The following is a 25,913-nucleotide window of genomic DNA, read 5'->3' as shown; positions in this document are numbered from 1 at the left end:
CGTGACGACGACCCGGACCGCGTTCCTGATCCGCCCGCTGCCCGCCGCGACGCTCGCCGACCTGCGGAGGAGCTGACCGAGTCCCGGATGGACATCGGCGGTCGCCTCTTCTAGCGTCGCTGTCATGCGGAGGACCCTCATCGCCTGCGGGCTCGCGCTGCTCCTGCTCGGCACGGCCTGCGGGGAGAGCAGCCGGTCCGGCCCGCCGGTCGCGCCCGGCGGGCCGACCGCGTCGCGGCAGGACGCCGGGCAGGTCGAGCGGACCCTGGCCAGCCTCCGTAAGATCGACGATCTGCCGATGTACGAGATGACCTACGACGGCGACTACGACCCGACCGCCGGACTGGCCGGCTCGACACCCCCGAGCCCGTTCGGCTGCTCGCTGTTCGCCGCCCTCGGCGACCGGGACCGGCCGCTGTTCGCCCGCAACTTCGACTGGGAGCCGAACCCCGCGCTGGTGCTGCGCACCGACCCGCCGGACGGGTATGCCTCGATCTCGCTTGTCGACATCTCGTACCTGGGCGTTTCCGCCGACCCGGCGGGGGACCGGCGGCTGCTGGACGCGCCCCTGCTGCCGTTCGACGGCATGAACGAGCGGGGTCTCGCGGTCGGGCTGGCCGCCGACGACGGGGCACGCGCCGAGCCGGTGCCCGGACTGCCGGCTGTGGGCTCGGTGCGCATCCTGCGCCTGGTGCTCGACTCGGCCGCCACTGTGGACGAGGCGGTTGCCGTGTTCCGGCGCTACAATCTCGACTTCGACGGCGGGCCCCCGCTGCACTACCTGCTGGCCGACGCGACAGGCGTCTCGGCGGTGGTGGGGTTCGTCGACGGCAAGCTCACAGTGGACCGGCGGCCGGGCCCGTGGCAGGCGCTGACGAACGTGCCGGCGGCGGGAGTGCCGGACCGGGAACTGCGCCGGGACCACAGGTACGGGGCGCTGGCGAAGGAACTCGACCGCACCGGCGGGGTGGCCGACGCGGCCGGGGCGCTGCGGTTGCTGAACGCGGTACGCCAGTCGCACACCCGCTGGTCGGTGACGTACGGACTGCGCAGCGGTGAGGTGCGGGTGGTGACGGCGGGCGGCGGCTCCCGCGACTACCGGCTGCCGATGAGCGACTGACCGCGACCGCGGCGGTGCCGCCCTCCCGGTCGGTCGTCGATCGTCACTGGCACGGGTCCGTTTCGTCGCGGTACCGCACCGGGCCCGGCGCCCTCCGCGAGGGGAACACCGGGCCCGGCGACGGTCAGCGGGTCACCAGCTCAGGTAACCGGCCTGCGTCTGCACGTTCAGTTCGGGCACCAGCAGGAACTTCGCCAGCCAGGTACGCGGGTCACGCAGCTCCAGCACGTCCAGTCCCTTCTGGATGTCGCTGGAGTAGATGTGGCCGTTGTACCAGTAGGCCGACCAGGACCCGCCGGTACGCAGCTGCGAGGCGTCCAGCGGCCCGCGCTCCCAGTAGGCGATCTCCTTGGGCTTGCGCGAGTCGGTGAAGTCCCACACCGAGATGCCGCCCTGGTACCAGGCCTGGACCATGATGTCGCGGCCGGGTACGGGGATCAGCGAGCCGTTGTGGGCCACGCAGTTCTCGGTGTCCGCGTTCGCGCGCGGGATCTTGTAGTAGCTGCGGAACTCCATCTTGCGGGCGTCACCGCGGCCGGTGATGTCGTAGATGGCGTCCGCGCCGCGGTTCGGGCCGACCACCTCGTTGCAGGTGGCCGCGCCGCCGCCGCCCAGCTCGTCGGTGAAGACGACCTTGGTGCCGGCGTTGTTGAACGTGGCCGAGTGCCAGAACGCGAAGTTCTCCGCGTCGGTGACCCGCTCGATGACCCGGGGCGCCTCACGGTTGGAGATGTCGAACAGGACGCCGTCACCCATGCAGGCGCCGGCGGCGATGTCCTTCGACGGGTACGCGGTGATGTCGTGGCACCCGGTGGTGGCCGACGACTGGCCCGGGACGCCCGGGTAGCCGCCGTCCGGGAAGAGGTTCGGCGTGGCCACCACGGAGGCCGTGGTGGGGTTCTTCACCGGCACCTTGACGATGGAGATGGAGTCGTGCGGCGGCTGGCAGTCCGGGAACTCGGCCCGCGGGCTGTACGAGGAGACGTACAGGTAGACGTTCCGCCTGTCCTTGCCGGGCACCAGGGTGTGGGTGTGCGAGCCGCACGCCGTCTCCACCGACTTGATGTAGCGCGGGTTGCGCTTGTCCCGGATGTCGAAGATCTTGATGCCCTCCCAGGACTCCTTCACCGTCGCCGACTGGCTGGTGCTGGCGCAGGAGTCGTCGTTGCGGGAGGAGTCGGTCGACAGGAACAGCAGGTTCCCGTGGACCGAGATGTCGTTCTGCGAGCCGGGGCAGAGCACCTGGGACACGATCGTCGGGCGACTGGGGCGGGCGATGTCGTAGACGACGAACCCGTCGTAGTTGCCGACGAACGCGTACCGCCCCTGGAAGGCGATGTCGGTGCCGAACGCGGCGGAGGTGTCGAACGGCGCCTGTTTCGGCAGGTTGGCCACCTGGCGCAGGTTGGGGCTGCTGGAGATCTCGTCGACCCCGGGGACGGCGCTGTCCACGGTGGCCGGCGCGGCCTGGGCTCGGGGGATCTCCTGGGCGCTGCTCGGTGGCGCGGTGAACACGCCGGCGAGCAGCAGGCCGGCGGCGGCCAGGCTGACGATCCGGATGCGGGACGTGCGGATGTTGATCATCGGCAACACCCTTCGAAAGGGGGTCATGATTGGCCACACCTTACCTATTGGAGACGGCCATCAATGTGAGCTGGGTCACACTCGGGAACTTTCGTCTATGGATAGGATCGCTGTCACCTTGACCGGAGGAGGCGTCGTATGACCAGCCGGCGGGCACGCGTGTGGGTGGGTGTCACAGCACTGGTGACCCTCGTCGTGGTCGGCGCGATCGCGCTGACCGGGCGCGAGGACGCCCGTACCCCGGAGGCGGCCGGAACCGTCGCGGCGGCCGGGCCGAGTACGAGTGCCGCCGAGCCGGCGCCGCCGGTGGTGGTCCCGGGACGACCGGGGGAGCCCGCCGCGACCCGCCCCGCCGAGCAGGTCCGGGGCGCCACCACGCCGCGATGGAACAGCCTCGACGTCTGGTATGTCCGGATGATGATCCCGCACCACGAGCAGGCCCTGGAGATGGCCGCCCTTGCGCCGGAGCGTGCCGCCGACGCGCGGGTCCGCGCCGTGGCCGAGCGGATCCACGCCGCGCAGGGTCCGGAGGTCGGCCTGTTGCGCGCCTGGCTCAGCACTCGCGACCTGCCCGCCGACGTGCCGGGGCACGACCACGCCACGATGCGCGGGATGCAGTCCGCCGAGGCGATGCGACGCCTGGCGGACGCGCGCGGAGCGGCCTTCGACAGGCTGTTCGTGCAGATGATGTCCGACCACCACCGGGGCGCGATCGTCATGTCCACCGACCTGCTGAAGGTCGGCGTCGACCAGCCGATGCAGGAGTTCGCCACCGCGGTGGCGGTCGAACAGGGCGCTGAGATCAACCGCATGCAGGCCCTGCTGCCCACCCCCTGAACCGCCCCCACCCGGTCGATCATGAGGTTGGCTGCGACAAACCGGGCAGCAGCCACCGTCAACGTCATGATCGACGAGGGGTGGAGGTGTGCGGTCAGCGCTGGGTGGCCGGCTCCCCGCCGGTGTCACCACCGCCGCCGCCGGTTCCGGGGTCGGGATCGGCGGTGGTCGGATCCGGCGCCGGCGGCGTGGTCGGATCCGTCGTCGGTGGAGTGCTGGGCGGCGTGCTGGTCGGCTCGTCCGTCGGGGCCGGCTCGTCCGGCGGGCTCGGCTGGGCAGCCGACGGGGTCGGGGAGGAACTCGGCGTCACCGAGGGCGTGGCCGACGGCCGGCTGTCCGGACCGGCCGAGCGGAAGGTGTACTCGTCGTCCGCCGACGGCTCGTCGGCGACCGGCTCGGCGGCCTGGTCGCTCGGCACCACCGCGGGCGCCGTCTTGTCGATCTTGGTGGCCGGTTCGGCCGTGTCGCTCGCCGCGGCCACCAGCGCGCCCAGCGCGCCCATCGCCACCAGCACCGCGCCGAGCGCCCCGACGAGCGTGCCGCGCCGGCCCCGGCGCCGCGACGTCGCGACCGCGGCGCCCGGGCGGACCGCCGGCTGGTCGTCCCGGGACCGCGCCGGACCCGCCGCGCCGCGCAGCGCCACCGTCGCGGTCGGCGAGTCGGCACGCACGGCCCGGGCCGCGTCGGCCATCGCCGCCGCGCTGGGGTAGCGGTCGGCCGGGTCCTTGGCCAGCGCCCGGGACACCAGCTCGCGCACCGACGCCGGGATCTCCGCCGGCAGTTCCGGCGGCTCGTCGTCGAGATGGCGTACGGCCACCTGGAGCGGGTTGTCGCCGGTGAACGGCGGGCTGCCGGTGAGGCAGCAGTACGCGACGGCACCGAGCGCGTACACGTCGGTGGCGCCCGAGACGGGCCGGCCGGCGGCCTGCTCCGGCGCCATGTAGAGGGCGGTGCCGGGTACCGCGTTCGTGCTGGTGATGCTCGTGACGTTGGTCGATCGGGCGACCCCGAAGTCGACCAGGACCACGGTGCCGTCGTCCTGCACGAGCAGGTTGCTCGGCTTCACGTCCCGGTGGACGATGCCCCGGCCGTGTGCGGCGTGCAGCGCCTGCGCCACCTGGGCCACGATCGACATGGTCTCGGCTACCTCGAGGCTCCCGGCGTCCTCGATCCGCCGCGAGAGCGGCTCACCGGCGACGAACTCCATCACCAGGTAGTCGGCCCGGCCACCGCCGGGCAGGTCGTCCTCGCCGCAGTCGAAGACCTGGACCACGCCGGGGTGGCGCAGCGAGGCCATGATCCGCGCCTCGGCGCGGAACCGGGCGATGAAGTCGGGGTCGGACACCAGGGCGGGGAGGAGCACCTTCACCGCGACCTGACGACCGAGGACCAGGTCCGTGGCACGCCAGACGTCGCCCATGCCGCCGGTGGCGACACGGTCATCCAGGCGGTACCGACCGCTGAGTACGACGTCTGAGGACAGCACCCCCATACCGTACCCACAGCGGGCGCGAAGTATTTTCCCGCGTATCCGCGTCCGGCCCGGCCGGGCCGTTCGGACGGGTGCCGGCAGCCGGAACGCCGATCGGCTGATCGTGACCGGCCCGGTACGATCGGCCAGAAAGTGACGCATCCGCGCGCTCCCGGTCCACCGTGCGGGCGTGATCCGACCTCACCGGAGCGTCGCGCCCGTCCTCGGCGTTACCACGACACGCCGATGCCGGAGCCAGACATTTGTCTCTGTTTTTTCGTCCTCGACGGCTTGCCGGCCCCTCCCGCCCGTCCCGGTGTCGGCCCGGCTCCCGGCCGCCCCCGGCCGCCGGTACGGTATGTCCCGCCGACGTCTGTTGCCGCGCGGCAAGTGTCAATGGCGCACCGCACCCCCGTGCGCGTGCCTGATCAGCTCACGAGGGGGCCGAGTGCGGATGGCGGTGTGGTCACCGGCTCCCGTTGACGCCCCGCGCCGGGCCGGCACGCGGGTGGGGCGGCAGGCGTGACGGCCGAGCTGAACGAGGCGGTCGCCGGGGCGCAGGCGGGCGACGAGGAGGCGTTCCGGTTCCTCTACCGCAGCCTGCAGCCCGCGCTGCTGCGTTACCTGACCGCCCTCGTCGGCGCTGACGCCGAGGACGTGGCCTCGGAGGCGTGGCTCCAGATCTCCCGCGACCTGCCGTCGTTCACCGGCGGCGAGTTCCGCGCCTGGGCGGTCACGATCGCCCGCAACCGGGCCATGGACCACCTGCGCCGGCAGCGGCGGCGTCCCTCGGTGCCGGTGCCCGTGCAGGCGCTCAACGACCTGGCCGCCGACGTCGACACCGCCGACCGCGCCGGTGAGGCCATCGCCACCGAGAGCGCGCTGGCGCTGATCCGTACGCTGCCGCCGGCCGAGGCCGAGGCGGTGATGCTGCGGGCCGTCATCGGCCTGGACGCGGAGACCGCCGGGCGGGTGCTGGGCCGGCGGGCCGGCGCGGTGCGCACCGCCGCGCACCGGGGCCTGCGCCGGCTCGCCGCGATCCTGGAGCGCCCGGCGGCGCAGGCCGACACCCGGGACGCCGTCGCGCCGCGTCCCCGTACCGATCGCCAGGTGCCGCACGCGCCCGAGGCCGAGCCGGCGGAGGGCTGACGTGAGGGGAGACGACGGCATGCACGCTCGCCGGTCCGGCGGGCCCGCCGACCGGGCGGAGTCCGACCGCCTGCTCGACGCCGCGCCCGTCGGCACGCCGCCGGAGACCGACGCCGACCCGCTGACCCGGCTGCTGTCCGCCGCCGCCGCACCGGCGGCGCCCGGCGAGGTCGCCGGGGAGGAACGGGCGCTCGCCGCCTTCCGGGCGGCCCGCGCGGCGGCCGGGACGGCCCCGGCGGCGGCAGCGGTGGCCGCGCCCCGCCCGCGCCGGCGCCTGCGGATCGCCGCCGCGTTGTCCGGGCTGGCCGCCACGGCAGTCGCCGGGGTGGCGTTCGCCGCCGTGCGCCTGGACCACCGGCCCGAGCCGGTGGGCCCGCCCGCGACGACGGCCGGCCCCACCGGACCGTCCGGCGCCGGACCCGCCGTCACCGGGCCCTCGCGGCCGGCGCCGAGCACCCCGGCCGGCGACGCGTCCGGCGCGGCGTCGCCACCGGCGCCGACGCCGTCCGGGACGCCGAGCGCCGCCGCCCCGCCACCCGCACCCCCGGGTGGCGACGGCCGGATGGCCGGCCACTGCCGCGCCTACCTGGCCAAGCCGGAGCGGCAGCGGGACAAGGCGCTCACCAAGCCGGGCTTCGCCGACCTGGTGGCCGCCGCGGGCGGCCCCGAGCAGGTGGAGGGCTACTGCCGGAACCTGGTGGGCACGCCCGCGGAGGACCCGGGCGACGACTCGGACGACGACTCGGACGACGACGACTCGCCCAACGGCACGAGCCCGCAGACGGACGACTGACCGGCCACGGCGCAATCAGATTCCGGACAAAAATTCATCTCCCCGGGCAAGCGGATCTCGTCTGCTAGACAGAGGATGGTGGGACGGCGTCCCGTGCCGTCCCGGCCGGACGCGTCGCGACGTCGCCGCCCATCGCCGAGGAGGAGCCGTCCCATGGTGATGTCACCGGATCTGGACCGGGCAGTCGTCCTGGGGGACGAGGAGGCGGCCCGGGGCCACCTCGCCCGGATCTGCTTCAAGACCGGCCCGCCCGCGCTCGTCGGCGTCGAACTGGAATGGACCGTGCACGACGCCGCGGACCCGGCCCGGCCGGTCGACCGCGAGCGACTACGCGAGGCGCTGGGGCGGCACAGCCCCGTGACGCTCGACCCCACCAGCCCGGCCGACGAGCTCCGGCGCGGCGGCGCCGTGACCGTGGAGCCCGGCGGGCAGGTGGAGATATCCGCGGCACCGCGATCGTCGGTCGCCGTGCTCATCCTGGCCACCGAGGCCGACGTCGCCGAGCTGCGGGCCCGGCTGGACGCCGCCGGCCTAGTGCTCGGCCGCAGCGGCATCGACCCCTGGCGCCGGCCCCGGCCCGTCGTGGAGACCCCGCGCTACCGGGCCATGCGGTGCGCCTTCGACCGCCGGGGCCCGGCGGGACGCGCCATGATGTACAGCACCGCCGGCCTCCAGGTCTGCCTGGACGCGGGCGAGCCGGACCAGGTGGCGCAGCGGTGGGCCGCCGCACACGCCGTCGGCCCGCCGCTGCTGGCCGCCTTCGCCACCGCCGACCGGCATGCGGGGCACCGCACCGGATGGGCGTCCGCCCGGATGGCCACCTGGCTGGCCATCGACCCGGCCCGGACCCGTCCGGTCTGGTCGCCCGGACGCGCCGGTGCGGACCCGGTGGCGGCCTGGACCGGGTACGCGCTCGCCGCGCCGCTGCTCTGCGTACGCGGCGACGGCCCGGACTGGACCGCACCGCCCGGTGTCACGTTCGCCGACTGGCTGGCCGGGGCGCTTCCCCGCCCGCCCACCACCGACGACCTGGAATACCACCTCAGCACGCTGTTCCCGCCGGTGCGCCCGCGTGGCTACCTGGAGCTGCGCTACCTGGACACCCAGCCCGGCCCGCAGTGGACCGTGCCGCTGGCGGTGCTGACGGCGCTCTTCGCCGACCCGGCCACCACCCGGGACGCACTGGCGGCGGCAACCCCGGTCGCCGACCGGTGGCGCGCTGCGGCCCGGTGCGGGCTGGCCGAGCGTCCGCTGGCCACCGCCGCGGCGGCGCTGTTCGACCTTGCCCTGACCGCCCTGCCCCGGCTCGACCTGCCGGCCGGCCTCCACGACGACACCCAGCGAGCGATCCGGCGGCGCCGCGCCGCCGCGGAGAGGGGACACCGGTGACCACCACCACCGAGCGACTACGCGACCGGATCGCCGCCGAACTGGAGCGGACCCGGGCCCGCACCGCATCGCTGACCGACGCGGTGGACGACGACGACCTGGTCCGGCAGCACTCCACGCTGATGTCGCCGCTGGTCTGGGACCTGGCGCACGTCGGCAACCAGGAGGAGCTGTGGCTGGTCCGCGACGTCGGGGGCCGCGACCCGGTGCGCCACGACATCGACGACCTGTACGACGCGTTCAAACAACCCCGCAAGGACCGGCCGGCGCTGCCGCTGCTGCCGCCGGCCGAGGCCCGCGCCTACGTGCGCACGGTACGGGACAAGGTGTTCGACCTGCTCGACGGCATCCGCTTCACCGAGCGTCCCCTGGTCGCCGACGGGTTCGCGTTCGGCATGATCGTGCAGCACGAACAGCAGCACGACGAGACCATGCTCGCCACCCACCAGCTGCGCGCCGGCGCCCCGGTGCTGGACGCGCCGCCCCCGCCGGAGCCCCGGGCCCGGGTCGGCGGGGAGGTGCGGGTGCCGGCCGGGCCGTTCACCATGGGCACCTCCACCGACCCGTGGGCGCTGGACAACGAGCGCCCGGCCCACACCGTCGACCTGCCCGCGTTCTTCATCGACGCCGCGCCGGTGACGAACGGGCGGTACCGGGAGTTCATCGCCGACGGCGGGTACGACGAGCCGCGCTGGTGGAGCGAGGCCGGCTGGCGGCACCGGGTCGAGGCGGACCTGAGCGCGCCGATGCACTGGCGGCGGGACGGGGACGGCTGGGCGTACCGCCGGTTCGGCCGCTGGTCGCCGGTGCGCGACGACGAGCCGGTGGTGCACGTCTGCTGGTACGAGGCGCAGGCGTACGCGGCCTGGGCCGGCAGGCGACTGCCGACGGAGGCGGAGTGGGAGAAGGCGGCCCGCTGGGATCCGGCGACCGGCCGGTCCCGGCGTTACCCGTGGGGTGACGAGGACCCGGCCGGCGGGCACGCGAACCTGGGCCAGCGGCACCTGTGGCCGGCACCGGTCGGCGCGTACCCGGCCGGCGCCTCCCCGCTGGGCGTGCACCAGCTCGTCGGTGACGTGTGGGAGTGGACCTCGTCGACGTTCCGGGGCCACCCGGGCTTCACCGCGTTCCCCTACCGGGAGTACTCGGAGGTCTTCTTCGGCGACGACCACCGGGTGCTGCGGGGCGGCTCGTTCGGCACCGACCGGTCCGCCTGCCGGGGTACGTTCCGCAACTGGGACTACCCGATCCGGCGGCAGATCTTCAGCGGGTTCCGCTGCGCCCGTGACGCCGGACCGGGGGAGTGAGCCGGCCCGATGTGCCGTCACCTCGCCTACCTCGGTCCACCCGTGTTCCTGTCCAGCCTGCTGACCGACCCGCCCTACGGGCTGCTGCGCCAGTCGTGGGCGCCGCGTGACATGCGCGGCGGCGGCACGATGAACGCCGACGGTTTCGGCGTCGCCTGGTACGCCGGCGACGGCGTACCGGTGCGTTACCGGCGGGCCCAGCCGATGTGGAGCGACACCACGCTGCCGGAGCTGGCCGCCGTGACGCGGGTGCGGGCGGTCCTGGCCGCGGTCCGCTCCGCCACCGTCGGGATGCCGCTGCACGAGACCGCGGCGGCGCCCTTCGCCGAGGGGCGGTGGCTGTTCAGCCACAACGGCGTGGTCCGGGGCTGGCCGGACAGCCTGGTCCCGCTCGCCGCCGGCCTGCCCGTCCGCGACCTGATCACCCTCGACGTGCCCACCGACTCGGCGCTGCTGTGGGCGCTGGTCCGGCACCGGCTGCGGGCCGGCGCGCCACCCGGCGAGGCGGTGGCGGACACGGTCGCGGCGGTCGCCGCCGCCGCTCCCGGCTCGCGGCTGAACCTGCTGCTCACCGACGGTACGACTGTGGTGGCGAGCACGGCCGGGCACGCGCTGTCGGTGCGCCGCGGCCCGGACTCGGTGCTGCTGGCGTCCGAACCGTTCGACGACGACCCGGCCTGGCGGGCCGTGCCGGACGGCCGGCTCGTGGTGGCGACCACGGGCGGGCTCGACGTGCGGGACCCGTCCGCCGCCCGACGATCCGTACCCACCGCAAGAGAGGACACTCGATGAGCGCGGAGCCGCTGGAGATCCACCTGGAGCAGCAGGACCTCGACCGTGGGCTGCGGGAGGACGTGCGGGTCGGGCTGGCCGCGACGCCGAAGTGGCTGCCGCCGAAGTGGTTCTACGACGCCCGGGGCAGCGAGCTGTTCGAGGAGATCACCCGCCTGCCGGAGTATTACCCGACCCGGGCCGAACGGGCGGTGCTGGCCGGGCACGCCGACGACATCGTCTCGACGACCGGCGCGAAGACGCTGATCGAGCTGGGTTCGGGCTCGTCGGAGAAGACCCGGCTGCTGCTCGACGCGTTCACCCGCCACGGCGACCTGGGCACGTTCGTGCCGCTGGACGTCTCGGTGAGCGCGTTGCGGTCGTCGACCGAGCAGATCGCCGCCGCGTACCCGGGTCTGCGGGTGCGGGGGATCGTCGGCGACTTCACCCGGCACCTGGACCGGCTGCCCACCGGCGGCCGGCGTCTGGTGGCGTTCCTCGGCGGCACGATCGGCAACCTGCTACCGGTGGAGCGGGCCGGGTTCCTCACCTCGATGCGCGCGTCGCTGGAGACCGGCGACTGGCTGCTGGTCGGCACCGACCTGGTCAAGGACCCGGGCGTGATCGTGCCCGCGTACGACGACGCGGCGGGCGTGACCGCCGAGTTCAACCGCAACGTCCTGCGGGTGATCAACCGTGAGCTGGGCGCGGACTTCGACGTCGACGCGTTCCGGCACGTGGCGGTCTGGGATCCCGACCGGGAGTGGATCGAGATGCGGTTGCGCGCCGAGCACGCCACCCGGGTGCGGGTTCTGGGCACCGATGTGGCCTTCGCCGCCGGCGAGGAACTGCGGACCGAGGTGTCGGCGAAGTTCCGGCCGGCGGGGATCGCCGCCGAGTTGACCGCTGCCGGGTTCGACAGGCGCGCGTTCTGGACCGACCCGGACGGGCTTTTCGGGGTGAGCCTGGCGCGGGCCGACTGAGGGCCGCCGTGGCCCCACCCGCACCCGGTGACCGGGCCGGCCGGTGATCGGCTAGGCTGGCGACGCGAAGGGGAGTAGCCCCCAATGTCGTGGTCGACACACTGGTGCGTTCCGCATCCGGCCACGCGGCCCCGGTCTCCGGGGCGGGCGAGACCTTCGACTCAGGCTGTCGCAGCCGGGTCGAGGGCGCCCCCGTTCCTCCTCCCGGCTTGATCGGGAAGGTTCACATGGAGGGTTTCCTCGTCGCGCTGGTGGTCAGCTTCGGCGTCATCTTCGTCGCCGAGCTGGGCGACAAGTCCCAGCTCATGGCTCTGACGTTCGCCACGCGGTTCAAACCGGTGCCGGTGCTCATCGGCATCACGATCGCCACCGCCGTCGTCCACCTGGCCTCGGTGGCCATCGGGTACGGCCTGAACGCCGCCCTGCCCACCGAATGGATCTCGTTGATCGCCGGTCTGGCGTTCCTCGGCTTCGGCGCGTGGACGCTGCGCGGCGACCGGCTGACCGAGGAGGAGAAGCGCAAGGCCGAGCGCGGCGGCCGGTCCGCCGTCATCGCCGTGGGTGTGGCGTTCTTCCTGGCCGAGCTGGGCGACAAGACCATGCTCGCCACGATCACGCTGGCCACCAGGTACGGCTGGTTCGGCACCTGGCTCGGGTCGACGCTCGGCATGGTGGCCGCGGACGCGCTGGCGATCCTGGTGGGCCGGATGCTCGGCCGCCACCTGCCGGAGCGGACCATCCGCTACGGCGCGGCGGTGCTGTTCGCCGTCTGCGGTCTCTGGCTGATCTTCGAGGCGGTCACCGAACTGAACTGACCGGCCCGGCAGGCCGCCGCCGTCCCGCGACGGGGCGGCGGCCTGCGTCGTGTCGGTCAGACGGTGTCGCCCTGGTAGACGTCCGGGACGCCGTCGCCGTCGGCGTCCCGGCTCTCCCGCTCGCTGATCCGGCGGTAGACCCGGTTGCGGCGGATCAGCACCACCGAGGCGAGCAGGGCGGAGATCAGCGAGCCGAGCAGCACCGCCACCTTGACGCCGTCCTCCTCCGGGCTGCCGGGGCCGAACGCCAGTTCGCCGATGAGCAGCGACACGGTGAAGCCGATGCCGGCCAGCAGCGCCAGCCCGAGCAGGTCGGCCCAGGTGATCTCCTCGTCCAGTTCGGCGCGGGTGAACCGGGCGAGCAGGTACGACGACCCGAACACGCCGATCACCTTGCCGAGCACCAGTCCGGCGGCCACCGCGAGAACCACCGGGCTGGTCAGCACGCCGCCCACGTCCACGCCGACCAGGGTCACCCCGGCGGCGAAGAAGGCGAAGACCGGCACGGCCAGACCCGCGGAGACGGGCCGCCAGCGGTGCTCCAGCCGCTCGGCCAGGCCGGGCGCGCCGTCGCGGCCGCGCAGCACCGGAACGGTGAAGCCGAGCAGCACGCCCGCCACCGTGGCGTGCACGCCGGAGGCGTGCACCAGCGTCCAGGCGACCACCGCCAGCGGGATCAGCGCCCACCACCAGGTCCGCCGGCGCTGCACGAGAAGCCCGAACGCCGCGATCGGCAGCAGCGCGGCGAGCAGCGGCAGCGGCTGGAAGTCGGCGGTGTAGAAGACCGCGATGATGGTGATCGCGAAGAGGTCGTCGACCACCGCGAGGGTGAGCAGGAAGGCGCGCAGTCCCTGGGGCAGGTGGGAGCTGATGACGGCGAGCACGGCGAGTGCGAAGGCGATGTCGGTGGCGGTGGGGATGGCCCATCCGCGCAGACCCGCGCCGCCGGCGCTGAGCGTCACCGCCAGGTACACCAACGCCGGGACGATCATGCCGCCGAGCGCGGCCACCACCGGCAGCGCGGCCCGCCTGGGGTCGCGCAGGTCACCGGCGACGAACTCGCGCTTGAGTTCCAGGCCGACCACGAAGAAGAAGATCGCCAGCAGCCCGTCGGCGGCCCAGGTGCGCAGGTCGAGGTCCAGGTGCAGTCCGGCGCCGCCGGGCCACGGCACCCAGTGGCTCAGGTCGGCGTACGCCGCGCGCCACGGCGAGTTGGCCCAGATCAGGGCGAGCACCGCGCCGAGCAGCAGCAGGCCGCCGCCGACCGTCTCGGTGCGTAGCACGTCCGCCAGGAAGCGAGCCTCCGGCCAGGAGCGGCGGGACAGCAGGCGGGACCGGTGCGGAGTGTGCTGGGGCATGCGGGGTCCGTTCGGGAGCTGGGGTCGGCGAAACCATCGCCGACCAGGCTTCCCGGCACACCGGGATCAACCCTAACGGGTGCCGCCCCTGGCGGCGAGCGGAGCCGGCCGATGGGACGCCCGTCTCACCACCGGGGCGGGGCGTCCCGTCGGCCGGCGGTCAGCGTTGTCCGGGCAGAGCCGGCAGGGACACCCCGGCCGGGTCGCAGAACGCCGCCATCCGCTTGATCAGCTCGTCCGCGTCGGCGTACGGGTCGAGCCCGCGCACCTCGTCCGGATCCAGTTCCGGCACCGGGACGTGGGAGATCAGCGGGTGCAGCGGCCGGGTGTCGACCTCGTCGGCGCCGAACAGGTGCTCGTGCAGCTTCTCGCCCGGGCGCAGACCGGTGAAGACGATCTCCACCGGGTGGTCCGCCTCGGCGGCGAGCCGGCGTGCCACGTCGGCGATCCGGACCGGCTCGCCCATGTCGAGCACCAGCGCCTCGCCGCCCCGGCCGATCGTTGCCGCCTGGAGCACCAGGTGCACCGCCTCCTGCACGGTCATGAAGTACCGCGTCACGTCGGGGTGGGTGACGGTGATCGGCACCCCGGCCCGGATCTGTGCCTGGAACGCGGTGAGCACCGACCCGCGGCTGCTGAGCACGTTGCCGAACCGGACGCTCAGGTACCGGCCGCCGAGCCGCTGCGCGTGGTACGCCGTGAGCCGCTCGGTGATCCGCTTGGAGTAGCCGAGGACGCTCGCCGGGTTGGCCGCCTTGTCGGTGGAGATGTTCACGAACTCGGCGACGTCCCGGCACGCCTCCAGCACGTTCAGCGTACCCAGGATGTTGGTCTTGATCGCCTCTCCGGGGTGGCGCTGGAGCAGCGTGAGGTGCTTGAGAGCCGCGGCGTGGAACACCACGTCGGGCTGCCGGTCGGCGATCACCCGGGCGATGCCCTCGGCGTCGCGGATGTCGGCCAGGACCAGCTCCGGCCCGTCCAGCAGCGCGCGCCCGTGCAGCGACATCTGCAGGGCGTGCAGCGCGGACTCGTCCCGGTCGAGCATCATCAGCTCGTCCGGCTCGCAGCGGGCGATCTGCCGGCACAGTTCCGAGCCGATCGAGCCGCCGGCGCCGGTGACGAGCACCCGGCGTCCGGCCAGCCCGCCGCGCTCGACGCTCAGCTCGGCCACCCGGTGCGCGCGGCCGAGCAGGTCGGTGAGCTGGAGGTCGCGTACGTCGGTGGCGGCCACCGGACGGTCGAGGACCTCGCGTACCGGCGGCAGGACCTTGAACGCCGCCCCGGCCTCCAGCGTGCGGGAGCGCACGTCGCGCAGCAGCTGCGGGTCGGAGCCGCTCATCGAGAAGATCACAGTGCTCGCCCGGGTGGCCCGGACGGCGACGCCGATCTGCTCCCGGCCGCCGAGCACGCGCAGCCGCTCCAGCCGCAGGCCGCGGCTGTCGGGTGCGTCGTCGAGCAGCCCCACCGGCCGGTAGCTGCTGTCCGGGTCGTGCAGCAGCGCCCGGACGAGCCGCTCGCTCGCCGCGTCCACCCCGTAGATCAGGCAGCGCTCGGCGTGTCGCGCGGCGGGTGGCCGGCGGTCGACGTGGGCCCGCCAGAGTCCCCGGGCGGTCGCCATCACCACGAGCGCCACCGCACCGCCGACCAGCGGTGTGCTGGCCGGTACCGGGTGCCGCGCCCACGGCAGCAGGGCGACGAAGCCGACAGCCGCGACGAGCGCGACGGTGGTGGCCAGGCCCTGCGCGTCGCCGGCGCTGCCGATCGGATACCGGCCGTAGAGCCGGGACCGCAGCAGCGTGAGCGCGGCGTACAGCGCGGCGCAGGCCAGCGCCATGCCGAGCGCACGGGCGCTGGCGGCGGCGGTGAGGGCGAACTCGTACCGCGTCCAGGCGGCGCCGAGAAAACCTCCGCACCACGCGGCCGTGTCCAGCGTTAACAGGGAAAGGGTGGCGGCGCGGTGGGTGATCCGGCCGGGAGGTCGAACGGCTGTGATCGCGTCACGATCCATGGGCTGCCCTCTGTGTCCTATCCGTATTGAAAGGATTAGACCGTCTGTGCCTGTTCGGTCGTTTACTGTCGTGCTATCACGTAACGTCGTGAATAGGCGATTCGATCCTGGCATGGCAACTGGGGTTTTTAGGGGGCTTTCGTGCAGTTTCATCGGCAGACCGGCGTGTCGCGAGGGGGAGCGTGATGGACGTTCTCGGCTACCTGCGCCTGGTCCGACGCCACTGGTGGATCGTGCTGGTGACGGTGATGCTCGGCCTGGGCGCCGCCGCGCTGATGACGGTCCGGACGACGCCCCGGTACGAGGCCTCGGTGACCTTCTTCGTCACCACGCCCAGCCAGGGGGTCACCGACGCCTACCAGGGCAGCCTCTTCCTCCAGCAGCGGGTGAAGTCCTACGGTGACCTGCTCACCAGCGACCGGCTGGCGCAGAGCGTGGTCGCCGACGCGCCGCTCGGACTCACCGCCGACCAGGTGCGCAGCCGGATCCAGACCACCGCCACGACCGGCACGGTTCTGCTCCGGGCGACGATCACCGACACCGACCAGACCCGGGCGCTGAAGACCACCGAGACGCTCGCGACCAAGTTCACCGAGCTGGTACGCAAGGTCGAGACGCCGCCGGACGGCAACGCCCCACCGATCAAGATCGAGGTGGTCAGTGGTCCCCGGGTCACCTCCGCCCCGGTCTCCCCGCAGCCCACCCGCAACCTGGTCCTGGGCGGCCTGCTCGGCCTGCTGCTCGGCGTCGGCCTGGCCGTGCTGCGCGGGGTGGCCGACGTCCGGATGCGCGACGGCGCCGGTCTGCAACGGGTGACCGGCAGTCCGCTGCTCGGCGAGATCCCGTACGAGACCGGCGCCCGGTCGGCGCCGCTGATCGTCGGCGACGCGGCCACCTCCGCCCGGGCCGAGGCGGTCCGCAAACTGCGCACCAACCTGCGCTTCGTGGACGTGCACGAACCGGCCCGGGTCATCGCCGTCACCAGCGCGTTGCAGGGCGAGGGCAAGACCACGATGGCCTGCAACACCGCCATCGCGCTGGCCGAGGCGGGCTGGCGGACGCTGCTGATCGACGCCGACCTGCGCCGCCCGAAGGTCGCCGACTACCTCGGGATCGACGGCGGCATCGGTCTCACCGACGTGCTGGTCGGCGACGTCCAGGTCGGTGACGTGGTGCAGCGCTGGGGGGAGAAGTCCCTGCTGGTGCTGCCCAGCGGCGCCACCCCGCCCAACCCGAGCGAGCTGCTCGGCTCCAAGTCCATGGCGGACCTGCTGGTCGCGCTGCGGGACTCGGCGGACATCGTGGTCATCGACACCGCACCGCTGCTGGCGGTCACCGACGGCGTGGTGGTGGCGGTGCAGGCCGACGGCGCGCTCCTGGTCACGCAGCAGGGGCGTACCTCCCGCAGCCAGGTCGCGGCGGCGGCGAACGCGCTCAGCTCGGTCTCGGTGCGCCTGCTCGGCTGCGTGCTCAACATGGCCAAGGTGACCAAGTCGGACGCCTACCAGTACGAGGCGTACAAGGTGGGCGTACCGCCCGCGGTGCCGTCCGTGCCGGCCGACCGGGCCGGCACCCGGCGGGGCGCTAAGGCCGTGGGCGACCGGACGCAGGAACTCACCCGGCTGTCACGATGAGCGCGAGCACGGGCCGGATCGACCGCTCGATCTCCTCGGCGCAGCGCCGGAAGTCGGCCGGCGAGCCGCCGATCGGATCGCGCAGCTCCTCCGCGCCGGGGGCGGCGGGTTGCAGCCGCCCCCGGGCGCGGACCGCTGCCGACACCGCCGCCCGCAACGGCGTGGCCGCATCCGCCTCCGCCTCGGCGGGCCGGGCGGCGGCGGCCAGCCGGGCGAACTGCCGCAGCGTGAACGTCCGGGTCAGTGCGGCCGGCGCCAGCGCGGCGCAGGCCGAGCGTTGCCTGCGGGTCGCGGTCAGCACGAGCGCCGCCCGGGTCAGGTGCTCCGGGCGCAGCCGCCGGGTGCGGAAGGCCGCCGGGTCCGCGCCGGCGGCCGCGGTCACCTCGACCGCGTACGGGTGCATGGCCGCCCCGTCGATCGCGTCGGTACCCGCGCTGGCCACCGCCAGCGGCAGGCCGGCCAGCATCCGGCGGGCGATGAACTCCGCCATCGGTGACCGGCACATGTTCGCGTGGCAGACGAAGAGCACCTCGTCGACCATCTGCACCCCTCTCGTCGGCACGGTCGCGACGGAGGGTGCCGCGACGGCGATCTTCCGGCGATCGCGGCCGGACGCAGAGGGGATGCGGGAATCGTACGCGGTGCGGCGCCCGGCCGCCCGGAAAACCGCGCCGGGAGCGCGGTCATGAGGGTCGGCATCCTCACCTACCACTTCCCGCCGGAGCCGGCGTTCGTCCCGGGCAGCCTGGCCGAGGAGCTGGTGGCCCGGGGCCACGAGGTGCGGGTGCTCACCGGCTTCCCGGACTACCCGGGCGGCCACGTCTATCCCGGCTGGCGGCAGCGCTGGCGGCACCAGACGCACAGCGAGCGGCTGACCGTGCGCCGGGTGCCCCGGTACGCCGCGGGCGACGACTCCGCCCGTGCCCGCGCGGCGGGCTGGCTCTCCTTCGCCGGCAGCGCCGCGCTCGCCGGCCGGGGCCTGCTCCGCGACGTCGACGTGCTCTACGTCCACGGCCACCCGGCGGTCACCTTCGCGGCCACCGGGCTGCTGCGGCTGCTCGGCCGCACGCCGACCGTCCTGCACGTGCAGGACGTGTGGACGGAACGGGACGGGCGCGCGGCGCGGGACAGCGGTTGGCCGGCCCGGCGGGAGGCCGCCACCCGCCGCCTGTACCGGGAGGCGGCGGTGGTGGCGGTCGGCTCGCCGGCCATGGCGGATCTGATCCGTGCCGGCGGGGCGGAGCCGGGCCGGGTGCGCACCGTGCCGAACTGGACCGACGAGCGCATCTTCCGCCCCACCCAGGCCGGCCCTGCGGTGCGCCGGCTGGTCCGCCGGGACGACCGCTGCGTGGTGATGCACGCCGGGACGATCGGCGCGCGCCAGGATCTGGACACGGCGGTCCGCGCGGCGGCGGCGCTCGGCGACCGGTTGGACCTGGTGCTCGTGGGTTCGGGTCCGCAGGAGCGGCGGGTGCGGGGGCTCGCCGCCGACCTCGGCGCGGACAACGTCCGGTTCCTGGAGCGTCGGTCCGCCGTGGACATGCCGCAGCTCTACGCCGCCGCCGACTACCAGCTCGTGGCCCAGCGCGGACTGCCGGAGCTGCGCGGCCGGGTGCCCGGCAAGCTCCAGGCCGCGCTCTCCTGCGCCGCGCCGGTGGTCGCGTCCGCGGCGGGGGAGGCGGCGAAGGTGGTGGAGCGGGCCCGCGCCGGTCTGTCCTGCCCGCCGGAGGACTGGGCGGCGTTGGCCGACCGCTTCTGGCTGGCCGCCGCGATCCCGCCGGCGGCCCGGATCGACATGGGCAGGCGGGGTCGCGACGCGTACCTGCGGGACATGTCGATGCAGGCCGGTGTGGACCGGATCGAGGCGCTGCTGCACGAGGCGGTTGAGGCTACGGCTGGCCGAACGAAACTCATACACAGCGGTTGAATCGTCAGAGTTTCGGATAACGCGGCGAAAATGCATTTTCCCGTGCTAAAACGACTCGATCGCGAATTGTGCCGATGAGACCGACACGTAGGGGGAATCCGTGACCGGACCTGGTGCCACGCCCGTCCGGCGGCGCCGCTCGCGCCGGCGCGCCCGGGTCCGCCGGATCCTGCTGACCGGGCTGGTCGTCGTGTCGGTGCTGCTCAGCGCCGGCGGCTGGGTCGCGTTCCGGGGCTGGCAGGCCCGCGCCCACCTGGTCAACGCCGCCGGGCTGGCCCGGGAGCTCAGCGCCCAGGTGCTCGACGGTGATGTGGCCCGGGCCCAACGCACACTCGCCGCCCTGCAGGGGCAAGCCGCCGCCGCGCGCGGCGAGACCGGGGATCCGGTGTGGTGGGTCGGCCAGCAGACCCCCTACGCGGGAGACAACCTCGCCGCGGTACGGCAGATCTCGGTAGCGGTGGACGAGTTGGCCAGGCTGGCGTTCCCCACGCTGCTGCGCGTCGACCTCGCCTCGCTGGTGCCGAAGCAGGGCAAGCTGGATCTGGCCCGCCTGCGCGCCGTCTCGGCCGAGGTGTCCGCCGCCGACCAGGCGGTACGCCGGACCGCCGACCGGCTGCGGCAGGTGCCCACCGGCGACCTCGTGACGCAGGTACGCGACGCCGTCACCGCGCTGCGGGCGGAGCTGGACCGGCTCGGCGAGCTGACCTCGGCGGCTGAGCGCGGCGCCCGGCTGCTGCCGCCACTGCTCGGCGCGGACGGACCGCGCAGCTATCTGCTGGTCTCGCAGAACCCGGCCGAGCTGCGTGCCACCGGCGGCATGTTCGGCGCGTACGCCGTCCTGCGTGCCGACGGTGGACGGATCCGCCTCGTGTCGCAGGGCAGCTCGTCCGACCTGCGGTTCTTCGACCCGCCGCTCACTGTCGACGCGGAGGCGAAGCGGCTCTGGGGTGACCTGCCGGGCATCTATCCGGCGGACGTGAACCTCAACCCGGACTTCCCGGCCGCCGCCGCGCTCTACCGGGACATGGTGCGCCGCCGGACCGGCACCACCGTGGACGGGGTGCTGGCGGTGGACCCGGTGGTCCTGTCGTACCTGCTCGGCGTCGTGGGCCCGGTGAACGTGCCGGACGGGCCGTCGCTGGGCGCCGCCACCGCCGTGCGGACGCTCCTCAGCGACTCGTACCGGGATCTGGGCACGAAGGACCAGGACGAGTACTTCACCAAGGCCGTCTCGGGCGTCTTCGACGCCCTGTTCACCAAGGCGGTCGACCCGCGTGCGCTTCTGACCGTTTTTACCCGTTCAATCAATGAACGTCGGATATTGTTCTGGAGTGTCCGATCCGAGGAGCAGCGCGCACTGGCCGGCAGCCGGCTGGCCGGTCAGCTCCCGGAGCAGGACTCCGTACCGACTGTCGGCGTGTTCCTCAACGACGGCAGTGGCGCGAAGCTCGGCTACTACCTCAGGTTCTCGGCCACCGTGACGGTCGGCGAATGCCACCCGGACGGGCGCCGCGAGCTGCGGCTGCGGATCACGGTGCACTCCACCGCCCCGAAGTCGGGCCTGAGCAAGTCCGTCACCGGGCTGGCCCTGGCCGGCGACAAGTACACCGCACGCACCTTCGTCTCCGTCCACACGCCCACCGGCGGCGCCGTGCTCACCGGTCGGCTGGACGGGCGGGACACCGCGATGGGCAGCGGCACTCACGGCCGTCGCCAGGTGGCGGTGGCGAACGTGGAGACCGGCCCGGGGCAGACCCGGACGCTCGACGTCACGGTGCTCACCGGCAGGACCGGCGCCGGGACGGCCGAACTGGTGCACACACCCACCGTCACCCCATGGACCACTCACGTAGTCAAGGCACCAAGCTGTGAACAGTAGGAGGGAATCCATCATGCGGCTATCCCGCATCATCATGGCGCTCACGGTGGGCCTGGCCGTAGCGGCCGTGCCGACCGCGGCCGGAGCGGCGCAGCCGCAGCCTCCGGTCTACCCGCCCGAGATCGCGTCGCTGACCGTCTCACCGCCCACCATCCGGCTCGGCGAGACGTTCAAGCTGCGGGGTTCGGGCTTCCTGGCGAACGAGTCGGTCCGGATCGACGTGGCGATCTCGGGCCTGCCCGCGGCCGCCCCGGTCGAGGGGACCGCGCGGCGCAGCGACGGCAGCACGGTGGCGATGGCGCCCGTGGCGTACACGCCCAACCGGGCCCAGCCGCAGCCCGCGCCGACCACGTTCACCGTGACGGCCGACGCCAGCGGCAACTTCACCGTCCCCTACCGCCCGACCCGGCCGGGTCGGCACACGTTCACCGCCACCGGCCTGACGTCGGGCCGTACCGCCAGCGCGACCGGCACCGTCCTGCCGCCGCGGCCGACCCAGCCGCCGCACAAGGGTGGGCTGCCGGTCACCGGTGACAGCATCGGTACGCCGCTGAAGCTCGGTGGTGGCCTCGCCGCCGCCGGTGCGGTGCTGCTGCTCGGCTCCATGGCCTGGCGCCGCCGTCGCGCCGGCTGATCCGGCACGCCGGAATCAACCGGCCCGATCGTGAGTGCCCGCCGGACCTCGTCCGGCGGGCACTCACGTGTCCGGGCGACGGGACACAATGAGCCATGGACGCGACACCGTGGACCGACCAGGCCGGGCTGCTCACCCTGCCCGGAGGCGCCACCGTGCGCGGGCGCCGGGTCGCCGGGCCCGCGTCGCCCGCCGACTTCGCCCTGCTGCTGGCGCCCGGTCCCGAGCCGGCGTGGCCGGCCCGCCGGGTCCGCTGGCCCGACTTCTGGATCCCGGCCGACCGCGCCGACGCCCTCGACGCGCTGCGGGAGGCGTGGCGGCGCGCGTACGCGGGCGAGCGGGTCGAGGTGGCCTGTCTCGCCGGTCACCGGACGGGACCGCGCGATCGACACACCGTCACGACACCGGTGAGCCGGCCGGACCTGATCATCGGGCTCGGTAGGGTGCCTTCTCATGAGAGCCCGGGTCCTGGCCGCCGCCACCGCCGTCACCCTGCTCGCCGCCGGGACGCCCGCCCCGGCCGCCGCCCCGGCGGCCGTACCCACCACACCCGCCCCCGCCGTCACGGCTGTCTGCCCGCGCCTGCCCGCACCGAAGGTCAGCCGGCCGCCCCGCCCGACGCCGCCGGCCACGACGCCCGAGCAGGCGGCGGTGGGCGGCGAGGCGCTGGCCGGCGCCGGGCTGGTCACGCCGTCGGGCAGCCCCGCGCCCCCGGCGGTCACCGCCACCACCTGGCTGGTGGCCGACCTGGACACCGGCGCGGTCCTCGGCGCGTGCGGCGCGCACGTCCCCGGCACCCCGGCCAGCACCCAGAAGCTGCTGCTGGCCGCCACCATGCTGAGCCGGCTGGACCCCGCGCAGGTGGCCGTCGCGACCCGCGCCGACCTGGACATCGAACCGGGCAGCTCGGCTGTCGGCCTGCTCGTCGGCGGCCGCTACAGCGTGCAGACGTTGTGGCTGGGCCTGCTGCTCCAGTCCGGCAACGACGCCGCGAACATGCTGGCCCGACTCGGCGCCGGCAGTGCGCAGGCCGGCGTCGCCGAGATGAACGAGCAGGCCCGCCGGCTCGGCGCCGGGCAGACGCACGCGGTCACCCCGTCCGGCCTGGACGGGCCCGGCCAGTTCACCAGCGCGTACGACCTCGCGCTCATCGCGCGGGCCTGCTTCGCCGACGCCGCGTTCCGCCGGTACGCGCTCACCGAGCGTACGCAGATCCCGGCCCAGCCCGCGTTGAAGAAGGGCGGGTTCCAGATCCAGAACGAGAACCAGCTCGTCTACCGCTATCCCGGCGCGCTCGGCGGCAAGACCGGCTTCACCGAGCTGGCCCGGCACAGCTACGTCGGTGCCGCGCAGCGGGGCGGACGCCGCCTCGTGGTGACGCTCCTCGGCGCCGAGGCCCGCCCGGTACGCGGCTGGCAGCAGGGCGCCCAGCTGCTCGACTGGGGATTCCGGCTGCCCCGCGACGCCTCCGTCGGCCGGCTGGTCGAGCCGGGCGAGCGGGAGGCCGAGGCGGCGCAACCCCGGCCGGCGGCAGCCGCCGAGCCCACCCGTACCGTCTCCCCGCCGTGGCGAGGGCCGGCCGGGACGGCGCTGCACCGCGTCGGCGACGGGGACTGGCGGGTGATCGTGCCGGTCGCCGGTCTGCTGGCGCTCACCGTCGGCGGGGTGGCGGCGCTGCTCGCCGCCCGCCGGGGCCGCGCCCGCAGGCGGCAACGCCGCCGCACCTGACCGGGCACCTTACCGCGCGGTCTCGACGCCGGAACGCGAATCCCGGAGCCGGTGACCCGTTCGGGTCGGCGTGGCTAGCGTCCGGGTCATGAGGACCTGGGGACCCTTCGCGGCGCTGGCCGCCGCCCTCCTGCTGCCGGTGCCGGCGACACCTGCGGCGGCCGCCGTCCGCGCGCCGGTACGCCGGCTGCCGGCCGCGCCGCCCTGCCCGAACGTGCCGGCCCCGTCGACGGTTTCCCCGCAGCCGCCGCCGGCGCCCGACCCGGCCGCGCGGGCCGTCGGCGGCGCCGCGCTCGACACCGCGGGCCTGGTCGTCCCGCCCGCGTCGACCGCGCCGCCGGCCGTGACCGCCACCTCCTGGGTGGTCGCCGACCTGAACAGCGGCGCGGTGCTCGGCGGCTGCGGCCCGCACGAGTACGGCGTACCCGCGAGCGTGCAGAAGCTGCTGCTGGCCGCCACCATGCTGCCCCGGCTGGACCCGGACCGGGAGGTGACAGTGACCGCCGGGGACCTGGCTGTCGAACCGGGCAGCTCGGCGGCCGGGCTGGTGGAGGGCGGGCGCTACCGGATCGAGACGATCTGGCTGGCACTGCTGCTGCGTTCCGGCAACGAGGCGGCCAACGCGCTCGCCCGGCTCGGCGGCGGACCGGACGGGCCGGCCGGCGGGGTACGGGCGATGAACGAGGAGGCGCACCGGCTCGGCGCCCGGCAGACGCGCGCGGTCACCCCGTCCGGGCTGGACGGGCCGGGGCAGTTCACCAGCGCGTACGACCTGGCGCTCATCGCGCGGGCGTGCTTCGCCGACCCGGCGTTCCGCAGGTACGCCGCCACCCGGTCCGCGCGGATCCCGGCCCAGCCGGCGCGGCGGGCGAAGGCGTTCGCCATCTCCAACGACAACATGCTGCTGGACCACTATCCGGGCGCGCTCGGCGGCAAGATCGGCTTCACCGACCTGGCCCGGCACACGTACGTCGGTGCGGCCGAGCGCGGCGGGCGGCGCCTCGTGGTCACGCTGCTCGGTGCCGAGGTGACCACGCAGCGGAGCTGGCAGCAGGGCGCGGCGCTGCTGGACTGGGGCTTCGCGCAGCCCCGCGACGCCGCGGTCGGGCGGCTGGTCGAGCCGGGGGAGCTGGACCGGTCCGCGCCACCGGCGGGCGGGGCGGCCTCGGCCCTGGCCGGGCCCGCCGGTCTGGCCGGCGGCGCGGCGGCGCCCGTCCCGCCGCCGGGCACGGGTGTCACGGTCGCGGTGGGCGCGGTGCTGACGGCCGGGGGAGCGCTGCTGCTGGCCCGGCGGCGCCGCCACGCCGCCGCCGTAGCCATGTCGACCGGCCCGGTCCTCCGGGAGCCGGAAGTTCCGGAGCAGGACTGAAAGAGGCGGCCCGGATCAGCGGAGGGCGGGCCCGGCGGTGCTGTCCCGCACCACGAGTTCGGTGGCCAGCTCGACCCGGGGCGAGTCGATCTCCTCGCCCTGGGCCAGCCGCAGCACGGTACGCGCGGCGAGCCGGCCCATCTCCACGAGCGGCTGGCGCACGGTGGTCAGCGGCGGTGAGGCCCACCGCGCCTCGGGCAGGTCGTCGAAGCCGACCACGCTCACGTCGTCGCAGACCCGCAGCCCGCGGCGGCGTACGGCCTCGTACACCCCGAACGCCATCTGGTCGCTGGCGGCGAAGATGGCGGTCGGCGGGTCGTCGAGGTCGAGCAGCGCGCCACCGGCGGTGAAGCCGGAGGCATGGTAGAAGTCGCCGGGCTGCACCAGCCGGTCGTCGGCGGCGACCCCGGCGCCGGCCAGCGCGGCCCGGTAGCCGTCCAGCCGGGCCCGGCTGCAGAGCAGGTGCGGCGGGCCGGCCACGAAGCCGATCCGGCGGTGGCCGAGCTTGAGCAGGTGCTCGGTGGCGGCCAGGCCGCCTGTCCAGTTGGTGGCGCCGATCGCCGGCACGTCCGTGGCGGCCACGCCGGCCGCCGGATCGACCACCACCACCGGCACGTTGAGGCGCCGCAACTGGGCCTGCACCGGCGGGCTCAGGTGCGAGGTCACCACGATCACGCCGTCGGACGCGCGGGCGCGCAGGTTGTGCAGCCACTGCCGGGTGGAGCTGGACTCGCGGTGGATCGCCGAGACGACGGTGCCCACCCCGGCGGCGTGGCTGACGTCCTCGACGCCGCGGATGATCTCCACCGCCCACGGGCTGTCCAGGTCGTTGAAGACCAGGTCGACCAGGTCCGCCCGGCGCACGGTACGGCTGCCCCGGCGCCGGTAGCCGTGGTGGCGCAGCAACTCCTCGACCCGTTCCCGGGTGTCCGGCGCGACGTCGGACCGCCCGTTGAGCACGCGCGACACGGTCGGCACCGAGACGCCAGCCTCCCGTGCGATAGCGGTGATGGTCACCCTGCGCTCGTCGTCCGCGCTCACCCGTGTTCCCTTCGCCGGCTGCCGGAACCGACCGGTGGACCGTCCCGCCCCACGCACATCTTGCCGTACGCCGACGGCTTGACGACAGGCCGGACCGGCCCTCTCGTTCGCGCGAG

Annotated in this window: 21 protein-coding genes; 15 read left to right on the top strand and 6 right to left on the bottom strand. The window is 74.5% G+C overall.

All coding sequences use genetic code 11. The features are described from left to right. Window positions 1–124 precede the first annotated feature (124 nt). Entirely contained in the window at window positions 125–1,120 is a 996-nt protein-coding gene (locus GA0070215_RS08235; RefSeq protein ID WP_091043556.1) for a carcinine hydrolase/isopenicillin-N N-acyltransferase family protein, read from the top strand. Window positions 1,121–1,252: 132 nt separating this feature from the next. Here the strand turns inward: GA0070215_RS08235 and GA0070215_RS08230 are convergent, their stop codons facing one another. Continuing rightward, a complete protein-coding gene (locus tag GA0070215_RS08230) occupies window positions 1,253–2,704 on the bottom strand; it encodes an LVIVD repeat-containing protein (RefSeq protein ID WP_091043553.1) in 1,452 nt (483 codons plus the stop codon). 138 nt (window positions 2,705–2,842) lie between these two features. Here GA0070215_RS08230 and GA0070215_RS08225 point away from each other — a divergent pair, with 138 nt between their 5' ends. Beyond that, on the top strand, window positions 2,843–3,541 hold the full coding sequence (locus GA0070215_RS08225) for a DUF305 domain-containing protein (protein WP_091043551.1): 699 nt from the start codon (window positions 2,843–2,845) through the stop codon (window positions 3,539–3,541). 94 nt (window positions 3,542–3,635) lie between these two features. Here GA0070215_RS08225 and GA0070215_RS08220 read toward each other — a convergent pair whose 3' ends face one another. Beyond that, complete coding sequence (locus GA0070215_RS08220) at window positions 3,636–5,027, bottom strand: serine/threonine-protein kinase (protein WP_244166913.1); 1,392 nt, start codon at window positions 5,025–5,027, stop codon at window positions 3,636–3,638. 507 nt (window positions 5,028–5,534) lie between these two features. Here GA0070215_RS08220 and GA0070215_RS08215 point away from each other — a divergent pair. From GA0070215_RS08215 to GA0070215_RS08185, 7 genes are all read left to right on the top strand, one after another. After that, a complete protein-coding gene (locus tag GA0070215_RS08215) occupies window positions 5,535–6,161 on the top strand; it encodes an RNA polymerase sigma factor (protein ID WP_026267592.1) in 627 nt (208 codons plus the stop codon). A 1-nt stretch (window position 6,162) separates the two neighbouring features. Then, on the top strand, window positions 6,163–6,954 hold the full coding sequence (locus tag GA0070215_RS08210) for a hypothetical protein (protein ID WP_244166912.1): 792 nt from the start codon (window positions 6,163–6,165) through the stop codon (window positions 6,952–6,954). A 153-nt stretch (window positions 6,955–7,107) separates the two neighbouring features. Then, window positions 7,108–8,343 (top strand): ergothioneine biosynthesis glutamate--cysteine ligase EgtA, encoded by a 1,236-nt coding sequence (gene egtA / locus GA0070215_RS08205; RefSeq protein ID WP_091043544.1) that lies wholly within the window; start codon window positions 7,108–7,110, stop codon window positions 8,341–8,343. Then, window positions 8,340–9,650 carry an ergothioneine biosynthesis protein EgtB gene (gene egtB, locus GA0070215_RS08200; RefSeq protein ID WP_091043542.1) on the top strand — a complete coding sequence of 437 codons (1,311 nt, stop codon included), beginning with the start codon at window positions 8,340–8,342 and terminating at the stop codon, window positions 9,648–9,650. The genes egtA and egtB overlap by 4 nt, the downstream gene beginning before the upstream one ends. Before the next feature lie 9 nt (window positions 9,651–9,659). Next, the gene (egtC, locus tag GA0070215_RS08195; RefSeq protein ID WP_091043539.1) at window positions 9,660–10,442 is read left to right on the top strand and encodes an ergothioneine biosynthesis protein EgtC; all 783 of its coding nucleotides are present in this window, start codon (window positions 9,660–9,662) and stop codon (window positions 10,440–10,442) included. Further along, on the top strand, window positions 10,439–11,404 hold the full coding sequence (egtD, locus tag GA0070215_RS08190) for an L-histidine N(alpha)-methyltransferase (RefSeq protein ID WP_091043536.1): 966 nt from the start codon (window positions 10,439–10,441) through the stop codon (window positions 11,402–11,404). The genes egtC and egtD overlap by 4 nt, the downstream gene beginning before the upstream one ends. 227 nt (window positions 11,405–11,631) lie before the next feature. After that, window positions 11,632–12,219: a TMEM165/GDT1 family protein gene (locus GA0070215_RS08185; protein ID WP_018784151.1), complete on the top strand. Its 588-nt coding sequence runs from the start codon at window positions 11,632–11,634 to the stop codon at window positions 12,217–12,219. 56 nt (window positions 12,220–12,275) lie between these two features. On the opposite strand, the gene nhaA is transcribed toward GA0070215_RS08185, so the two are convergent. Next, window positions 12,276–13,577 carry a Na+/H+ antiporter NhaA gene (gene nhaA, locus GA0070215_RS08180; protein ID WP_091043532.1) on the bottom strand — a complete coding sequence of 434 codons (1,302 nt, stop codon included), beginning with the start codon at window positions 13,575–13,577 and terminating at the stop codon, window positions 12,276–12,278. A 160-nt stretch (window positions 13,578–13,737) separates the two neighbouring features. After that, complete coding sequence (locus GA0070215_RS08175) at window positions 13,738–15,585, bottom strand: nucleoside-diphosphate sugar epimerase/dehydratase (protein ID WP_091043529.1); 1,848 nt, start codon at window positions 15,583–15,585, stop codon at window positions 13,738–13,740. A gap of 185 nt (window positions 15,586–15,770) precedes the next feature. On the opposite strand from GA0070215_RS08175, the gene GA0070215_RS08170 reads away from it, so the two are divergent. Next, complete coding sequence (locus tag GA0070215_RS08170; protein ID WP_091043526.1) at window positions 15,771–17,219, top strand: tyrosine-protein kinase domain-containing protein; 1,449 nt, start codon at window positions 15,771–15,773, stop codon at window positions 17,217–17,219. On the opposite strand, the gene GA0070215_RS08165 is transcribed toward GA0070215_RS08170, so the two are convergent. Further along, window positions 17,200–17,760, bottom strand: coding sequence for an arsenate reductase/protein-tyrosine-phosphatase family protein (locus tag GA0070215_RS08165; protein WP_026267593.1), 561 nt, complete (start codon window positions 17,758–17,760; stop codon window positions 17,200–17,202). The genes GA0070215_RS08170 and GA0070215_RS08165 overlap by 20 nt on opposite strands. A 144-nt stretch (window positions 17,761–17,904) precedes the next feature. On the opposite strand from GA0070215_RS08165, the gene GA0070215_RS08160 reads away from it, so the two are divergent. From GA0070215_RS08160 to GA0070215_RS08135, 5 genes are all read left to right on the top strand, one after another. Next, on the top strand, window positions 17,905–19,146 hold the full coding sequence (locus GA0070215_RS08160) for a glycosyltransferase family 4 protein (RefSeq protein WP_091043522.1): 1,242 nt from the start codon (window positions 17,905–17,907) through the stop codon (window positions 19,144–19,146). Between the two features lie 100 nt (window positions 19,147–19,246). Then, window positions 19,247–21,025: a DUF4012 domain-containing protein gene (locus GA0070215_RS08155; RefSeq protein WP_091043519.1), complete on the top strand. Its 1,779-nt coding sequence runs from the start codon at window positions 19,247–19,249 to the stop codon at window positions 21,023–21,025. Window positions 21,026–21,038: 13 nt separating this feature from the next. Further along, on the top strand, window positions 21,039–21,659 hold the full coding sequence (locus tag GA0070215_RS08150) for a hypothetical protein (RefSeq protein ID WP_026267594.1): 621 nt from the start codon (window positions 21,039–21,041) through the stop codon (window positions 21,657–21,659). A 453-nt stretch (window positions 21,660–22,112) separates the two neighbouring features. Further along, window positions 22,113–23,387, top strand: coding sequence for a D-alanyl-D-alanine carboxypeptidase family protein (locus GA0070215_RS08140; RefSeq protein WP_091043515.1), 1,275 nt, complete (start codon window positions 22,113–22,115; stop codon window positions 23,385–23,387). A gap of 88 nt (window positions 23,388–23,475) precedes the next feature. Beyond that, complete coding sequence (locus tag GA0070215_RS08135; protein ID WP_091043512.1) at window positions 23,476–24,756, top strand: D-alanyl-D-alanine carboxypeptidase family protein; 1,281 nt, start codon at window positions 23,476–23,478, stop codon at window positions 24,754–24,756. 15 nt (window positions 24,757–24,771) lie between these two features. Here the strand turns inward: GA0070215_RS08135 and GA0070215_RS08130 are convergent, their stop codons facing one another. After that, complete coding sequence (locus GA0070215_RS08130) at window positions 24,772–25,797, bottom strand: LacI family DNA-binding transcriptional regulator (protein WP_018784161.1); 1,026 nt, start codon at window positions 25,795–25,797, stop codon at window positions 24,772–24,774. Window positions 25,798–25,913 lie beyond the last annotated feature (116 nt).

The sequence above is a fragment of the Micromonospora marina genome, from assembly GCF_900091565.1.
Classification (GTDB): domain Bacteria; phylum Actinomycetota; class Actinomycetes; order Mycobacteriales; family Micromonosporaceae; genus Micromonospora; species Micromonospora marina.
This window is presented reverse-complemented; position numbering and strand designations above follow the sequence as displayed.

Excerpts from the sequence above, each read along its gene's own strand:
- GA0070215_RS08235 (WP_091043556.1), top strand. The coding sequence starts at position 125 with ATGCGGAGGACCCTCATCGCCTGCGGGCTCGCGCTGCTCCTGCTCGGC.
- GA0070215_RS08230 (WP_091043553.1), bottom strand. The coding sequence starts at position 2,704 with ATGATCAACATCCGCACGTCCCGCATCCGGATCGTCAGCCTGGCCGCC.
- GA0070215_RS08225 (WP_091043551.1), top strand. The coding sequence starts at position 2,843 with ATGACCAGCCGGCGGGCACGCGTGTGGGTGGGTGTCACAGCACTGGTG.
- egtA (WP_091043544.1), top strand. The coding sequence starts at position 7,108 with ATGGTGATGTCACCGGATCTGGACCGGGCAGTCGTCCTGGGGGACGAG.
- egtC (WP_091043539.1), top strand. The coding sequence starts at position 9,660 with ATGTGCCGTCACCTCGCCTACCTCGGTCCACCCGTGTTCCTGTCCAGC.
- egtD (WP_091043536.1), top strand. The coding sequence starts at position 10,439 with ATGAGCGCGGAGCCGCTGGAGATCCACCTGGAGCAGCAGGACCTCGAC.
- GA0070215_RS08185 (WP_018784151.1), top strand. The coding sequence starts at position 11,632 with ATGGAGGGTTTCCTCGTCGCGCTGGTGGTCAGCTTCGGCGTCATCTTC.
- nhaA (WP_091043532.1), bottom strand. The coding sequence starts at position 13,577 with ATGCCCCAGCACACTCCGCACCGGTCCCGCCTGCTGTCCCGCCGCTCC.
- GA0070215_RS08175 (WP_091043529.1), bottom strand. The coding sequence starts at position 15,585 with ATGGATCGTGACGCGATCACAGCCGTTCGACCTCCCGGCCGGATCACC.
- GA0070215_RS08170 (WP_091043526.1), top strand. The coding sequence starts at position 15,771 with ATGGACGTTCTCGGCTACCTGCGCCTGGTCCGACGCCACTGGTGGATC.
- GA0070215_RS08165 (WP_026267593.1), bottom strand. The coding sequence starts at position 17,760 with ATGGTCGACGAGGTGCTCTTCGTCTGCCACGCGAACATGTGCCGGTCA.
- GA0070215_RS08160 (WP_091043522.1), top strand. The coding sequence starts at position 17,905 with ATGAGGGTCGGCATCCTCACCTACCACTTCCCGCCGGAGCCGGCGTTC.
- GA0070215_RS08150 (WP_026267594.1), top strand. The coding sequence starts at position 21,039 with ATGCGGCTATCCCGCATCATCATGGCGCTCACGGTGGGCCTGGCCGTA.
- GA0070215_RS08140 (WP_091043515.1), top strand. The coding sequence starts at position 22,113 with ATGAGAGCCCGGGTCCTGGCCGCCGCCACCGCCGTCACCCTGCTCGCC.
- GA0070215_RS08135 (WP_091043512.1), top strand. The coding sequence starts at position 23,476 with ATGAGGACCTGGGGACCCTTCGCGGCGCTGGCCGCCGCCCTCCTGCTG.